The organism is Pseudomonas sp. I2, assembly GCF_040984075.1.
In the GTDB taxonomy this organism is placed as follows: Bacteria; Pseudomonadota; Gammaproteobacteria; order Pseudomonadales; family Pseudomonadaceae; genus Aquipseudomonas; species Aquipseudomonas guariconensis_B.
This window is the reverse complement of sequence record NZ_JBCGFQ010000056.1, coordinates 1-14,842: the sequence shown is the minus strand read 5'-3', so window position 1 is coordinate 14,842 and position 14,842 is coordinate 1. Positions and strand designations below refer to the sequence as shown.

General features: G+C 65.7%; 12 protein-coding genes, 3 tRNA genes and 2 pseudogenes. 14 read left to right on the top strand and 3 right to left on the bottom strand.

The features are described from left to right. Nucleotides 1–109 precede the first annotated feature (109 nt). From WCE05_RS22300 to WCE05_RS22290, 3 genes are all read right to left on the bottom strand, one after another. Nucleotides 110–185 (bottom strand) — tRNA-Gly (locus WCE05_RS22300). Nucleotides 186–271: 86 nt separating this feature from the next. After that, nucleotides 272–347, bottom strand: a tRNA-Gly gene (locus tag WCE05_RS22295). A gap of 3 nt (nucleotides 348–350) precedes the next feature. Next, nucleotides 351–426, bottom strand: a tRNA-Glu gene (locus WCE05_RS22290). 885 nt (nucleotides 427–1,311) lie between these two features. Here WCE05_RS22290 and WCE05_RS22285 point away from each other — a divergent pair. From WCE05_RS22285 to WCE05_RS22220, 14 genes and pseudogenes are all read left to right on the top strand, one after another. Then, entirely contained in the window at nucleotides 1,312–2,058 is a 747-nt protein-coding gene (locus WCE05_RS22285) for a hypothetical protein (protein WP_021264257.1), read from the top strand. Nucleotides 2,059–2,177: 119 nt separating this feature from the next. Then, entirely contained in the window at nucleotides 2,178–2,390 is a 213-nt protein-coding gene (locus WCE05_RS22280) for an AlpA family transcriptional regulator (protein ID WP_021264256.1), read from the top strand. A 42-nt stretch (nucleotides 2,391–2,432) separates the two neighbouring features. Then, nucleotides 2,433–3,308 (top strand): ParA family protein, encoded by an 876-nt coding sequence (locus WCE05_RS22275; protein WP_021264255.1) that lies wholly within the window; start codon nucleotides 2,433–2,435, stop codon nucleotides 3,306–3,308. Further along, entirely contained in the window at nucleotides 3,292–3,540 is a 249-nt protein-coding gene (locus WCE05_RS22270; protein WP_021264254.1) for a hypothetical protein, read from the top strand. Before WCE05_RS22275 ends, WCE05_RS22270 begins: the two co-directional genes overlap by 17 nt. Further along, nucleotides 3,533–5,167 carry a ParB family protein gene (locus WCE05_RS22265; protein WP_368816573.1) on the top strand — a complete coding sequence of 545 codons (1,635 nt, stop codon included), beginning with the start codon at nucleotides 3,533–3,535 and terminating at the stop codon, nucleotides 5,165–5,167. Before WCE05_RS22270 ends, WCE05_RS22265 begins: the two co-directional genes overlap by 8 nt. Nucleotides 5,168–5,182: 15 nt before the next feature. After that, complete coding sequence (locus tag WCE05_RS22260) at nucleotides 5,183–5,743, top strand: DUF2857 domain-containing protein (RefSeq protein ID WP_021205172.1); 561 nt, start codon at nucleotides 5,183–5,185, stop codon at nucleotides 5,741–5,743. A gap of 3 nt (nucleotides 5,744–5,746) precedes the next feature. After that, nucleotides 5,747–6,991: an STY4528 family pathogenicity island replication protein gene (locus tag WCE05_RS22255; protein WP_022580260.1), complete on the top strand. Its 1,245-nt coding sequence runs from the start codon at nucleotides 5,747–5,749 to the stop codon at nucleotides 6,989–6,991. Nucleotides 6,992–7,307: 316 nt separating this feature from the next. After that, complete coding sequence (locus tag WCE05_RS22250) at nucleotides 7,308–8,090, top strand: PFL_4669 family integrating conjugative element protein (protein ID WP_021264252.1); 783 nt, start codon at nucleotides 7,308–7,310, stop codon at nucleotides 8,088–8,090. Then, a complete protein-coding gene (locus tag WCE05_RS22245; protein WP_021264251.1) occupies nucleotides 8,087–8,614 on the top strand; it encodes a DUF3158 family protein in 528 nt (175 codons plus the stop codon). The genes WCE05_RS22250 and WCE05_RS22245 overlap by 4 nt, the downstream gene beginning before the upstream one ends. A gap of 73 nt (nucleotides 8,615–8,687) precedes the next feature. Continuing rightward, nucleotides 8,688–9,140, top strand: a complete 453-nt coding sequence (locus tag WCE05_RS22240; protein WP_021264250.1) for a single-stranded DNA-binding protein — start codon at nucleotides 8,688–8,690, stop codon at nucleotides 9,138–9,140. 273 nt (nucleotides 9,141–9,413) lie between these two features. Next, nucleotides 9,414–11,426: a DNA topoisomerase III gene (locus WCE05_RS22235; RefSeq protein ID WP_021264249.1), complete on the top strand. Its 2,013-nt coding sequence runs from the start codon at nucleotides 9,414–9,416 to the stop codon at nucleotides 11,424–11,426. Nucleotides 11,427–11,963: 537 nt separating this feature from the next. Next, a pseudogene (locus WCE05_RS22230) lies at nucleotides 11,964–13,031 on the top strand (DNA cytosine methyltransferase); the annotation flags it as partial. A gap of 259 nt (nucleotides 13,032–13,290) precedes the next feature. Continuing rightward, nucleotides 13,291–13,854 (top strand): TnsA endonuclease N-terminal domain-containing protein, encoded by a 564-nt coding sequence (locus tag WCE05_RS22225; RefSeq protein WP_021264047.1) that lies wholly within the window; start codon nucleotides 13,291–13,293, stop codon nucleotides 13,852–13,854. Between the two features lie 49 nt (nucleotides 13,855–13,903). After that, nucleotides 13,904–14,842: pseudogene (locus WCE05_RS22220) on the top strand (DDE-type integrase/transposase/recombinase); the annotation flags it as partial.

The window sequence follows — 14,842 nt, the reverse complement described above, 5'->3', positions numbered from 1 at the left end:
GGCGCAATGGCCAGCCCATGTGATGCGGCGCCGCACAAACGAAAAAAGACGCCGAAGCGTCTTTTTTCGTTGATCTACAGACTCCCTTGGAACCCTGCAAATCGATATTTGGAGCGGGAAACGAGACTCGAACTCGCGACCCCGACCTTGGCAAGGTCGTGCTCTACCAACTGAGCTATTCCCGCATTGTGAAGCTTTACCGCCAATCGACGTGAAGCGCCTTGAAGACCTTCACCATCACTGCACCGCATAGACGCCACAGTATCGAAACTGGAGCGGGAAACGAGACTCGAACTCGCGACCCCGACCTTGGCAAGGTCGTGCTCTACCAACTGAGCTATTCCCGCAAATGGCGTCCCCTAGGGGACTCGAACCCCTGTTACCGCCGTGAAAGGGCGGTGTCCTAGGCCACTAGACGAAGGGGACACACAACGCTTTTCAGCGCACCAGGATTTCCTTTCGAAGCATCCTGGATTTCTTTTTCCAGCACCGCCGAAGGCCATGCCGTGGAAACTGGAGCGGGAAACGAGACATTTACTAGGCGCGTAAGTCGTTGTTTCCCGAACACTTTCTTCGCCGAGGTAGCCAGCGAAGACCTAGATTATAGCCTAGTTTTTCGCCTCCGCCAACAAGATCGTCCAAAGAGTTCCACTGGCGTCCATAGACCCGCACTCTGCACACCGGACCCACACTCGTCACAACGTCGTCAGCGACGGTCTCGAACTGGCCCGCCTGCGCCCCTGCTCTCGGTGCCCGCACCTCTACCGCGATGACGTCCAGGCCGCCCCTCTCGGTGCTGGCTCAGTTCGGATGCCAGCATACGAGCCGTATGCACCGCGCATTGCGTAGCTCGGCCGCGCAAATCATGCAGGAAGAACGCGCACCCTAGCCGTGGCGCGTCAGCGCGCGATTCTTTGTCGCTATATCAGGATGCTGGGCAAGCATGACAGGCTGGGCGTTCACCGCGTCCTTGTGGACGCCGGGCAGCGATTACGAGCCCTTCGCGCCTCGTGAAACCGCTGGCATATCAGGCCATACCCAAACGGTTTTGCGAAGATCGCCGCTACTTATGACGCTGCTACTGTGCGCGTCACTTTCGAGTCTGCCAGCGGAGGCTCGACCATCTTGCGACTCACTGAATTCTTGCACATCGAGCACACGACGGCTACCTGCAACACAAGCCGGTGAGAAGTACTCAGGCCCCATGACGAAGCGGACCTCGGGGCCCGCTTCATGCACAGACAACACGCCAACCTTCCGGCTGGCGCCAAAGGAGTCGGCCATGTAGTTCTCCTGGAAGGAGATGGGAGCATGAACAACAATGCACCAACATCAAAGGTGTTCTACCGCCCGATCGAAGCCTCCATACGCTGGGCCGGGCTGCTGCGGTTCGAGCAAGTCATCCTGGCCTCGATTTCGTCGCCGAGAGACCTGCCACTGTCGCTGGACTGCCCGCGCTGGGGCGAACTGAGGCTGTACACCGACCGCATCTACGACGGCATCCTCAATGGAGAACTGCCCTTCGGGCAGAACGGCATCACGACACGCGATACCGCACTGATCGACGCCCCTGATCTGACGGTGCGCCACGTCGATCTGAAGCGCTGGATGCACGAGCACTATCCCGAGCAGCGGCCCGGCTTTCTCTTCTCCCGCAGCGAGCGCATCGCCCATCCCTTCATCTCGTTGGAGACTGGCCAAGCCATGCTAGTCGAGCGCTTGGCCCTCAAATCCGCCCTGGAGCAGTGCAAGCATCAACTGCGCGAACTGCAAGACAAGCACGACGCGCTACTCAAGCAGTCCACGGTGATTCCTGCATGCGCCCAGTGCCCGATCAGCGACCGTGCCGAGGCCACCTACCTGCACATCATCGGCACGATGCTGGAACTGATGCTCGGTCAATCCCCGTCGGGCACACCGTACTCCAGCTTCAACAGCCAGGAAGCCATCGCTACCGCGATGATCGCGCATCACGGCGAACTCATGGGCATTACCGATCGCACGCTACAAGCCAAGTTTGCGCAGGCCCGCCGCAAGCTACGGTCCGCCGTCTCCTGATATTTGCAAGCCCGTATCTGCGGTCGCGGAAACCGCATTTACGGTGGTCTGGGACAGAAGCCGACATTTGAATAGGTGTCACGCCAACAAACGCCACTGAGCGTTCAGGAGTGACCGCCATGTCGCAAGCACCTGTACTGCCGCCCAACGAGCGCCGCATCCTGCGCCTGGAAGAAGTCGAAGCGAAGTCCGGCTTCAAGCGCGCCCACCTCTACAACCTGATGCGCGCCGGCAAGTTTCCCAAAGCGTTGCGCCTGGGCGTGCGCGCCGTCGGCTGGGATTCCATCGAAATCGATCAGTGGATCGCCGAGCGCGTCAACAACCGGGCCTGACCCGTTCTCCCGCGGACTTCCCATCCTCACACGGAGAACGCCATGCAGGTTGTATCCATTGTCTCAACCAAAGGGGGCGTCGGTAAAACGACCACGGCCGCCAACCTGGGCGGACTCGCTGCCGATGCGGGGCTGCGCGTGCTGCTGCTCGACCTCGACGTGCAGCCCACCTTGTCCTCGTACTACGAGCTGGCCCACCGCGCGCCCGGCGGCATCTATGAATTGCTGGCCTTCAACGAGCGCGACCTCGGCCAGCTCGTGTCCCGCACGATCATCACAGGCCTTGACCTGGTGCTCTCCAACGACCACCGGGGCGAGCTGAACACCTTGCTGCTGCACGCGCCGGACGGACGCCTGCGACTACGGCACCTGCTGCCGGCACTGACTCCCCTCTACGACCTGGTGCTGATCGACACCCAGGGCGCACGCTCGGTGACGCTGGAGATGGCGGTGCTCGCCTCCGATCTCGCGTTGTCACCCGTGACCCCGGAGATCCTCGCCGCCCGCGAACTGCGGCGCGGCACCATGCAGTTGCTGGAAGATATCGCGCCGTACCGGCACTTGGGCATTGAGCCGCCGCCGCTGCATCTACTCATCAACCGGGTCCACCCGGTGTCGGCGAACGCCCGGCTGATCCAGCAAGCCCTGCGTGATTTGTTCCAGGACCACACCGGCATCCGCGTGCTGGCCACCGACGTGCCGGCGATCGAAGCCTATCCGCGCGCCGCGACGCGCGGCCTGCCGGTGCATCGGGTCGAGTACCGCCAGCCACCGGGCAGAGTCGCCCCCGCCGCGCTCGACACCATGCGCGGCCTCGCTGGCGAACTGTTCCCGCAATGGCAGCACCGATTTGCCACGGTGTCCGGCCGCCCGCCATTCCCTCTTGATACCGGGAGGTCCCATGGCGAACGCACATGAACTAGCCCGAGGCCACAAACGGCTGCGCGCCCTGATCGAGTTCGCTGTCGGTGAAGGCTGGCACGTCAAGCGCACGCCGGGCGGCCACCTCAAATTCACCAAGGCAGGCTGCGCCGCGATCTACACCAGTTCGACGGCCAGTGACCACCGGGCTGCCCTCAACGCCCGCGCGCAGATCCGCCGCGCCGAGCGCGAGGCCGGGTCCCCAGCGCAGGGAGGCCGCCATGGCTGAGATGACCTCCCAGCAGATGGCCGGCAAGCTGCTCGCGGCCGGATTCGAGCGCAGCGGCCCGTCCACCTCGGCCTTGAGCGACCCGATCGCCGACACGCCCATGGTCGTGACCCTGGACCAGTTGCGCCCCTACGACCACGATCCCAGGAAGAAGCGCAACCCGGCCTACGAGGACATCAAGGCGTCCATCCGTGAGCGCGGCCTGGACGCGGCACCGGCCATCACCCGGCGCCCGGGCGAGGACCACTACATCATCCGCAACGGCGGCAACACGCGCCTGGCGATCCTGCGCGAACTGTGGTCGGAGACCAAGGACGAGCGGTTCTTCCGCATATCGTGCCTGTTCCGTCCGTGGCCCAGCCGCGGCGAAGTCGTGATGCTGACCGGCCACCTGGCCGAAAACGAACTGCGCGGGGGCCTGACGTTCATCGAGCGCGCCCTCGGCGTCGAGAAGGCGCGCGAGTTCTACGAGCAGGAAAGCGGCGCCGCGCTGAGCCAGTCCGAGCTGGCCCGCCGCCTCGCCGCCGATGGCTTCCCGGTCCAGCAGTCGCACATCAGCCGGATGAACGACGCGGTGCGCTACCTGCTGCCGGCGATCCCGACCGTGCTCTATGGTGGGCTCGGCCGCCACCAGGTCGAGCGCCTGTCGGTCATGCGCAAGGCCTGCATGCTCGCGTGGGAGCGCTACGCCAAGGGCCGCATGCTGGTACAGGACTTCGACGACTTCTTTCAGGAGGTGCTGTCGCAGTTCGACACGCAGGCCGACGAGTTCGCCCCCCAGCGCGTGCAGGACGAGCTGATCGGCCAGATGTCCGAGCTGCTCGGCATCGACTACGACGTGCTGGCGCTCGACCTCACCGAATCCGAAAGCCGCCATCGCGCCCTGGTCAGCGATCCGACCCCGCCATCGGCGCCGCCCGCGCTGCCTGAGCCTGGCACCATGGCACACCCGCCCGCCGCATCAACCCCATCAGCCCCGACGCCGGCGGTCACGCCTGGGTCGCGCGACCGCGAGGCCGGCTCGGGGGCGGACGGCTCGCCCGCAGGAAGCCCTGTGGCGGCTCCTGGTGATCTGCTGCAGGGGCACATCGTTTCGCCTGCACCGACGACGGAGCGGCTGCAATCCATTCAGCGGATGGTCGCCGACGAGCTGGGGGATGCGCTGCCCGACTTCTCGGCCAATGTCTTGCAGTCCATTCCCGTCCAGGCAGGCGGTCTCTACCCGATTTCCGACGTCTGGCACATCGACGCGGGCCTGGACACGCCTGATCGCCTGCGCATCCACATCGCGCAGTTCGCCCGCGAGATCGCGGGCGAGGCAGGCCTTGATCAGTGCATCGAGGAACGCGCGGACGGTGTTGGCTTCGCATGCCATGCCAGCGCGCAGCCCCCATCACCGCAGGGCCGCGCCGTGCTGGCATTGCTGGCGAGCCTGGCAGGCCAGAGCTTCACCGATGCCGATCTGGACGGCGGGCAGCTTGCCTCCGATCTGCCGGCGCTGCTGCACGGCCAAGGCGATGCGACACGCCGCTTGAGCGACACCGCGCTGGTCAAGCTGTTCCGATTGCTGCGCCTGGCCCGGCGCCTGCTGGACCTGGAATCCGGTGCCGCAGGCCCTGGAGCATGAAGGAAGGAGACCAGCATGTCCGCCCCGCACCCGCTCAATCAGGCCGTCATCGCCCAGGCGCTCTACGACCTGCGCAACGGCCAACTGCGCCGCTGCAAGGCGATGGGCTTCAGCGAGGCCGAGCTGGATGCGCTCAAGCATCCCGCCATGGTGAGCGTGCTGGCCAACGCCAATGTCTCGTGGTGTTCCGTGTCCGTGAACCGTGAGGTGCTCCGGCGTCTGCTCTCGCAGGCGCAGGACGTGGAGAAGGAAATCGCGACCGTCGATCGCATGTTGCGACTGGGGGCCAGCACGGAGATGGTCAGCCGCTTCTATGGCCTGACCCATCAGGAAGTCGCCCTGCGCCGTGAGGTGCTGGGCCTGCCCAAGCGCAAGGGGCGTCACCCTGTCCTGGACGAGAAGCAGGACGTCGAACTGTGGCGGCGCTGGAAAGCCATCACCAGCAGCAGGAATGTGGACCTGGAGGACGAGACCTCGATTCTCGACGCGGCCATGGACCTCGCCGAAGGCATGGATTTGCCGCTGTCGGTGGTCTGGGCCGCGATCAAGTCGTGGGTCGATCAGGGATTGGGTTGAGCCATGGCCGTGGACGACACCGCACCACGCCATGGCCCCGTCGCACTCGCTGACCTGTTCGACGCGGCGCTGAAAGACCTTGCGCCCAGGCCCAGCCCGCCCACAACCATACCTGCGCCGTCACCTGCGACACCGGCCGCATCCGGCGATGCGTTCCTCTTCAGCGGCAACCGGCATGAGACCGTACCGCGGCGGCTGTTCCTCGATCGCCGCCTGACGCCGCTGGAGCGCAACGCCTGGCAGGTGTTCCGGCTGATGCTCAACGACGACGGCGTGACCGCATTCCCCACCTATGAGCAGTTGCGGCCCTGGCTGGCCTCGATGCCCTGCGCCGGGCAGGCCTCGCACGAAACCGTGGCGCGAGCCCTGACGCTGCTGAGGCTGACCCGATGGCTGAGCCTGGTGCGGCGACGGCGCGACGCCAAGACCGGTCGCATCCTCGGCAACCTCTATGTCCTGCACGACGAGCCGCTGACCCCCTTTGAAGCGATGCAGCTCGACCCGGACTACCTGCAACTGGTCAGCCAGGCGCTCGGCCATTCGGCCAAAGCCGTGCAGATCGTGGGCCTGCACACCCTCAAGGAAATCGGCGAAGACCCGATGCTGGCCGGGCGCACCCTGCCGTCGAGGCTGCAAGTCCTGGCCGAACGCTTCGCCAGCCAGAGCGTCGGAGCGCACAAAAGTTATCCACAGGAGGACGCCACGCACGAATCCGAAGAAGGGCCGACGAGCCTTCTTCGGAATCCCGATGACCCCACTTCGGAATCCGAAGCAGGGTCGAAACCCGCGCCAGACGCCTCTCTTCGGAATCCGAAGCAGGCCCGTACAGTACGTAGTAGTCGTATGAATGAAGTACGTACTACCGCGCAGGCGCAGGCGCGCGCGCTGGGCGACCTGCAATGGCCCAAACGCTTCGCGGAACTGAAGGCAGAGCAGCAGACAGGTGCGCGGGTGGCATTGCAGCAGGTCGATGCCGCGCTGAGGCAGGCCGTGCTGGACGAATGGGCCGCACGATGCAGCAGCCACGGCATCCGCAATCCTGCGGGGTATCTGTTCGGCATCATCCAGCGGGCCATCCATGGCGAGTTCAACGCCTGGGCCAAGAAAGACGCGCCATCGGCACACGCTCCACCCAATGAGCGGCCACCACCAGCACCGCCACCATCCCAGCCGCAGGGCAAGCCGGTGCCGCCAGAAGTCGCCAGGCAGCACATCGAGCGGCTGCGCAACCTGCTCGCCGGCAAGTGAGCGGGCCTGCGAGGCGGTGAAGTGGATGCCCGTGGCTTCCAGTAGAGCTATCCCCAGGGGATAGTTCCACTGACAGCTACGACGTCGAACCGCTGCACGCTGGGCCTCGATCGCCTGCCGCGGGATCGGCCCTGTCCATGCTGATCCAGGCATGCAGCGTTTCTTGGCGCTCCATGGCGCTATCCCCAGGGGATAGCTCGCGACGCATGCACCCGCCGCCCCCTGAACCGGGGACGGGCGGGTTTCGGTTTGTTGACTGACTGCCTTCCGCCACCTGCCGAAGCTGTCCGCTCTTTTCCAACAACGAGCGGACGCCATGGCAACCACCAACGAACCCTTGCAACTGAATCTCGGCTCCTTGCGCAGCGCGATGTCGCTGACGCTGCACACGCACCATGCCTCGCGCATCTGGCACGGCCGCACCGCCGCCGAAGGGCGACCGGGCATCGTCGGCCTGAACGGCTACATCGCCCAGATGAACAAGATGCGGCGCGGCTCGGAGCAGGACGACCCGTACAGCGACTTCTGGATGCTGCGCATCGAGGACAAGCTCGAACAGACGAAGGCCACGCTGCAATCGCTGCGCGAGCAGGTGGACCAGGCCCTGGCGAGCGTGCCGCCGGCACTCACCCTGGGCGAGAACCTCAACGTGCAGCCCGTCAAGCTGCCGCTGTTCGTCAATGCGCAGTTGGGCTTTGCCGCGGTGTACCTGCTGGCCGACTACGACGACATCGCCCGCAAGCTGATCCTCGCGCACCACACGGCGTTGATCGATCGCTCGACGCTCGAACGCTGGCTCAACGAAGGCGCGCATGCGCTGCGCAGTCTTTTCAGCTTGGCCCAGCAGTTCCGCTACTCGGGCTGCACCCGCGACGACTTCGCCGCGAAGAATGCCGCAGCGCGGGCGGCGCTGGAGAAATTCGGCGAACTGCCGCAGGACGTGCTGGAAGGCACGCGCCGCTCGAAGTTCGCGCCGCCGATCGTGCGCCGTGGCCTGCAGCAGCGCAGTGACGGTCCTGCCGCAGCCGCATCGCCCAGCGACGAGGCCGCCACCACCGAGGCACCCGAGGCCACCACGGGCGAGGACGCACAGGCATGAGCGCCCCGAACTGCGACACCCGCTACTTCCGCCCCCTGCAACAGACCGCCTTCATGCGGCTGGAACACGCAGGCTCTCAAAAAGGCCTTTTAAGGCCTTTTAAGGGTAAAGGGGACTTGGAGGCCTGGGCCAGCCAGTGCTTCGCCATGCGCGACGAGTTGATTGGCTTGGCGCAGCGACAGGTGCTGCAACAGGCCCTCGGGCATCCCTTCCACCTGCTGCCCATCGAACTGGCCCAGCAGACCACTGGCGCAGGCACGGTGTTTCTGCGCTGGCGTAAGCACGACAGGTCAGCCATGGGCGTGGCCCTGTGGCAGGAGCTGATGGCGAGTACCAGCACGCCGGTCAACCTCCTGGCCGACCTGCACGCGATCGAGCTTCAGCGCATCACGCTGAACATGCAGATCAGCCTGTTGCACACCTTGGGCAGGCAGGCCCAGGAGTGCGCCAGCAAGGCCGCCGAGGCGGAAGACGCCTACCTGCGCCGGCTCAAGTCCACGCCACCCGCCATGCGCGATCGGTGATCGCGCCGGGCACTCCAGCACGCGCCCGTCGCCGACCAGGTGCGGGTTTTTCAACCACCACGGAGATTGCAACATGAGCACGCATTTTTCTGGCGAGGGCAACATCGGCTCGCCCCCCGAGTACCGGGAGTTCCCCAACGGCAACGACGAGCCCAGCCGCCTTCTGCGCCTGAACGTCTATTTCGACAACCCCATTCCCAAGAAGGATGGCAGCTTCGAGGACCGCGGCGGCTTCTGGGCGCCGGTGGAAATCTGGCACCGCGACGCCGCGCACTGGAAGGACCTCTACCAGAAGGGCATGCGCGTGCTGGTCCTCGGCCGGATGGAGCGCGAACCCTGGACGGACAACGAGGATCAACCGCGCGAGACCTGGCAGATCAACGCGCGCAGCGTTGGCATCCTGCCGTTCCGCATCGAGTCCGTGACCCTCAGCCCGAGGCAGCAGGAACCAGCGCAGGAGGCGCAGCCGAAGCCCCAGGCCGCCCAGGAACCGACCGCGCCGAAGGAGCCGAAGCGCAGGAAGTGACCCGGCATGGGGCGGCGGCAGTCGTCGGTCGCCCCATGTCCTCGCGAGCTATCCCCAGGGGATAGCTCCATCAACGTCCACCGGCGTCCACACGCCCCAAAAAAACGCGGCTCCCGGCCCGCACATCCCCGGCCGCACGCCACTCCCGTCCCCTCCATCCCATCCCGTGAAAGTGGTCGCCACCGCATGCGGCTTGTTTGCTGCTGCCCCTGGTGGTGCTCGGCATCCTCGATTCCAGCAACTCAATGAACCACGGAAATCGGATGGACGGACATGCGGCTGTTCTTGTGCGAGAAGCCCTCCCAGGGCAAAGACATTGGCCGGATTCTCGGCGCGACACAGCGCGGTGAAGGCTGTTTCAGCGGCTCCGGCGTCACCGTCACCTGGTGCATCGGCCATCTCGTAGAAGCGGCAGCCCCCGAGGTCTATGACGCGGCGCTCAAACGCTGGTCACTGGAGCAGTTGCCCATCATTCCCCAGCAGTGGCGGGTCGAGGTCAAACCGAAGACCGCCACGCAATTCAAGGTCGTCAAGGCGCTTCTGGCGAAGGCGACCCATCTGGTCATCGCCACCGATGCCGACCGCGAGGGCGAGTTGATCGCCCGCGAAATCATCGACCTGTGCGGCTACCGCGGCCCCGTCGAGCGGTTATGGCTGTCGGCGCTTAACGATGCGTCGATCCGCACCGCGCTCGGCAAGCTGCGGCCGTCGGCCGACACGCTGCCGATGTACTACTCGGCGCTGGCGCGCTCGCGCGCCGACTGGCTCGTGGGTATGAACCTCAGCCGGTTGTTCACGGTGCTCGGGCGTCAGGCCGGCTACGACGGCGTGCTGTCCGTCGGCCGCGTCCAGACGCCGACCCTGAAGCTCGTCGTGGACCGCGACCGCGAGATCACGGCCTTCAAGTCGGTGCCGTTCTGGGCCATCGACGTGTCCCTGTCCGCGAGCGGCCAGCCTTTCAGCGCGCAATGGGTTCCGCCCGATGGCTGCACCGACGATGCCGGCCGCTGCCTGCAGCAGCCCATCGCCCAGCAGGCCGCGCAGCAGATCCGCGCTGCGGGTGCCGCGCAGGTGCTGTCGGTCGAGACCGAGCGCGTGCGCGAAGGCCCACCACTGCTGTTCGACCTGGGCACCTTGCAGGAGGTTTGTTCCAAGCAGCTTGGGCTGGACGTGCAAGAAGCCCTGGAGATCGCCCAGGCCCTGTACGAGACGCACAAGGCTACGACGTACCCACGCTCCGACTCGGGCTACCTGCCCGAAAGCATGTTCGCGGAAGTGCCGACTGTCCTGGACAGCTTGCTCAAGACCGATCCCTCGCTGCGCCCGATCATGGGCCAGCTCGACCGCTCGCAGCGCTCTCGCGCCTGGAACGATGGCAAGGTCACGGCGCACCACGGCATCATCCCGACGCTCGAACCCGCGAACCTCTCCGCCATGAGCGAGAAAGAACTGGCGGTGTACCGGCTGATCCGCGCGCATTACCTGGCGCAGTTCCTCCCTCACCACGAGTTCGACCGCACGATCGCCGAGCTGTCCTGCGGCCAGCAGAAGCTGGTGGCGACCGGAAAGCAGGTGGCCGCCCAGGGTTGGCACCTGGTGCTGGCCGAGCCGCAAGCGGACGAGGACGGGGAAACCACCGCGCGCAGCCAGGTACTCCCCGCGCTGCGCGAGGACCTGGCATGCCAAGTGGCCGAGGCCGAAGTCAAGGCGCTCAAGACGCTGCCTCCGAAGCCCTACACCCAGGGCGAACTGGTCAAGTCGATGAAAGGCGTGGCGCGCTTCGTGACCGACCCGCGCCTGAAGCAGAAGTTGAAGGACACGACGGGCATTGGCACCGAAGCCACGCGCGCCAACATCATCACCGGCCTGCTGACGCGGGGCTATCTCGTGAAGAAAGGACGCTCCATTCGCGCATCGGATGCGGCATTCACGTTGATCGACGCCGTGCCCGCGGCGATTGCCGACCCCGGAACCACCGCCGTGTGGGAGCAGGCGCTCGACATGATCGAGGCCGGACAGCTCACCCTGGATGTGTTCATCGGCAAGCAGGCCGCATGGATTTCGCAACTGATCGTGCAGTACGGCAGCACCTCGCTGTCCATCAAGGTTCCCCAGGGTCCCACTTGCCCGCAGTGCGGCGCACCAACGCGCCAACGCACCGGCAAGACCGGCCCCTTCTGGTCGTGCAGTCGCTACCCCGACTGCAAAGGCACGCTGCCGGTCGAAACCGGCACGTCCAAGCGCGGTGCCTCGCGCCCGCGCACTAGCGGCCGCAAGGGCTCCTGACCGACCCCGCTCCCCGAGAGCCGTGCCCGCCATCGGCGGCGTGGCCCATGTCCCGCATGCCCTGCGGGACGCCCAGCGCGCAACGCCTTCTCTTGTCCGTGTGCGCGTCCCGCCCGGCCGTCCCCGGCCGCGGGACCTGAAGGTAGCTTCTCCGCGAACCATGTCCGGGGTTTCCCGGCGCGTTCTGCTGATCTGCATTCTTCCGCCTCTGCGAAGGGTCCCCCGATGGCTTGCCATGCTGCGCGAGCCACCCGGAGACCCTTCATGGTCAGCGGTATTCGACGCCGTGCCCAACGGCGAAAAACTGGGCTCCTTTTGTGCGCGGATGTGCGCCAGAAGATGCCGGCGTCAACCACGACATGCGCCGGGTGCGATTGCTGACAGCAGACGGTTCTAGCGACGACCGGGCCTGCAACAGCCCACGGGTGGTTCCGTCCTCCCAAGCCGAAGGCCGCTGGGCCTTCGGCGCCTTTCTCCTGCCGATCAACGTCCCGGCCCGGCCACACGGTCCAGGGCCACACGAACAGGAGACCCGACATGAACCCGCAACCTCGCACCCCATGCGGTGCGCCCCAGGCCGCGCCACTGCTGTACGGCAGCGTGTGCAGCGGCATCGAGGCCGTGAGCCTCGCCTGGCAACCCCTCGGCCTCGAAGCCGCGTGGTTCGCCGAGATCGAGCCGTTCCCGAGCGCCGTGCTCGCCCACCGCTATCCCCGCGTGCCCAACCTGGGCGACATGACCGCGATCGCCCGCCAGGTGCGCGCCGGCACCGTGCCGGCACCCGACATCCTGGTCGGCGGAACCCCTTGCCAATCCTTCAGCGTCGCCGGTGCCCGTCAGGGCCTTGCCGATCCGCGCGGTGCGCTCACCCTCGCTTACGTGGAGTTAGCAAATGCCATCGACGAAATCCGCCACCAAGACGGCCGCCCGGCGGCCACGCTCGTCTGGGAAAACGTCCCCGGCGTCCTCAACGACCGCAGCAATGCCTTCGGGCATTTCTTGGGGGCACTGGCCGGAGAAAGCCGTGCGCTCCAGCCGCCAGGGGATCGGTGGGCGCACGCTGGTTGTGTGTCTGGACCCCGCCGCCGCATCGCCTGGCGCGAGCTCGACGCTCAATATTTCGGTGTCGCCCAACGCCGCAAGCGCGTGTTTCTTGTGGCAAGTGGTGGAGATGGCCTCGATCCCGCAGAAGTACTTTTTGAGCGCGCAGGCCTGCTCGGGGATTCTTGTGCGGGCAGCGCGCCGTGGCAAGAAGCTGCCTGCGATGCTGGACCGGGTGCTGAAGCAGCAGGCGCATGCGCAGGACTTGCAGGATTTGCTGGACTGAAGCAGCCCTACGGCAAGGTCACCACGACGTTCGGGTTCAGCGGCGGCACCGGCCCCGTCGATGTGGCCGCATGCCTGATGGCCGCTGGCCCCAAGCACGACATCCGCACCGAGACGTTCATGGTGCAGTCGGTCGCCGGCAGCATCGCCCACACCCTCGACACCGCCAACAACGGCAAGGGCAGCAGCGAGGACGGCACCGGCAAGGGTGTTCCGATCATCGCTTTCACCGCCCAGGGCAGCGGCGCGGATGCCACGCTCGACCTGACGCCGACGCTGCTGTGAACGCGCAAAAGATGATGTCCCTCCGGGGCTCTTCGGCGCTCGAAATAGGCAAAAGAAGATGACCCCGTACCCACAGAAGACGTCCCCAGTTCGCAATCGGCGACAGTTGACGTCCCTGGTTTCTGAAGTGGCGTCCAGGTGGACCGACGAGCAGCTCGCGCCTCGACCCCTGAGCGCCGTCCGCGGCTCAATCTCAGTTCCACCTCGAGGCCCGCTAGTACCCTTCGAGTCGTCGATCGAGCGCGACTTCCTGATGTTTTGCAGGACGAGCCATCGCGTCACCGCCGTTCACGCCCAACGCCTGGTGATTGATTTCCAGGATGTGAAGCGCGGAGCCGCTCGTCGATACACGCCTGATTTCGTGGTGGAGGTCGCAGCCGATGCTGGGCTCTCCTGGCGAAGGGCGGTCGTTGAGGTGAAGACCCATCGCGATCTTTGGCGCTCCCGCAGGCTGATGCGCGCGCCCTATGCCGCCGCGCGAACGTGGGCGGCGGGGCAAGAAGGCACGATCTTCCGAGTGGTGACCGACCGGATGATGAGCGGCGAATGGTTGTCCAGCACCCGGTTGTTGTCAGGCCACCTCGACAAGCCTTTCGATGTGCAATTCGAGCAGGATTGCGTCGCGTTCCTGCAACAACGTGACAGCTACCGCATCAGCGAGATTCTCGCGCTGGCGCAACAACGAGGTCTTAATCCTCAAGCTCTACTGCCCGTGCTCTACCGTATGGTCGCGCGAGGCCAACTCTCCCTCGACCGCGGTCAGCCGATTGGACCTCAGACGTGGGTTGCCGTTGTTGGATCGCAGAAGCGACTATGAGGCGAAGCGCGCACTACCCGGGCCAGGGGCGCCGCTCGACATTTCGACGATGGATGAGGCGCAGGTCGCCGAAGCCGAGCGCCGGCGCGACATCATCGCGCGCCTGGAAGCCGGCGGTCGTTTCGACAGCGCGACCGTGGAGGCTGCCGCCGCCGAGTTCGGAGCCAGCAAGCGGCAATTTAACCGCTACCGCAAAAGCCTCCGAAATACCGGCGCGCTGACCTGCCTGTTGCCGCGCGGGCGGAGCGGCGGGCGGGGGCGGCTGCGGCTCGACCTCCGCGTCGAGGAAGTCATCACCGAGGTGCGGCTGGAGTTCAGCCGTCATCGCAAGGAGGCCAAGAACCATCACGCATTCGCCGAGATTCGAAACCGCTGCGTGCGGCGGGGCTTGATACCGCCCTCGCACAACACGTTGCGAAGCCGCTTCGCCGGCGTTCCGGCGCGTGAGCGCGTCGGCCTGAAGTACGGAAAGAAGGTGGCTCGTGAGCGATACGAGCATATCCGAGGCAAGACGCCCGAAACGACGTTTCCACTTGAGCGTATCCAGATCGACCACACGCTCGTCGACGTGGTCTGCGCGAGCGCTTTCGACCGTGAGCATGTCGGCCGTCCCTGGATCACTATCGCGCTCGACGAATGCACCCGAGCCGTCCTCGCGTTCGTGCTGACCTGGGAATATCCAAACGCCTCGACCGTCGCTCAGTGCATGACGCGGGTGATGACGCCCAAGGATGAGTGGCTGGAGCGCGTCGGCGTTCCACTCCCATGGCCGATGTATGGCACGCCCAATAGCGTCTATCTCGACAACGCAGCTGAGTTTTGGTCACGCGCCCTGTTCTATGGGTGCAGGGAATACGGCATCGCGCCGCCCGAGCATCGCCCGCCAGGGCTGGTCCATTTCGGCGGCATCATTGAACGCTTCATGGGCACGGCGATGGACCAGATGCGGCTGCTCCCCGCAGCAACCGCCCGTGATCGCGGCTTCGAC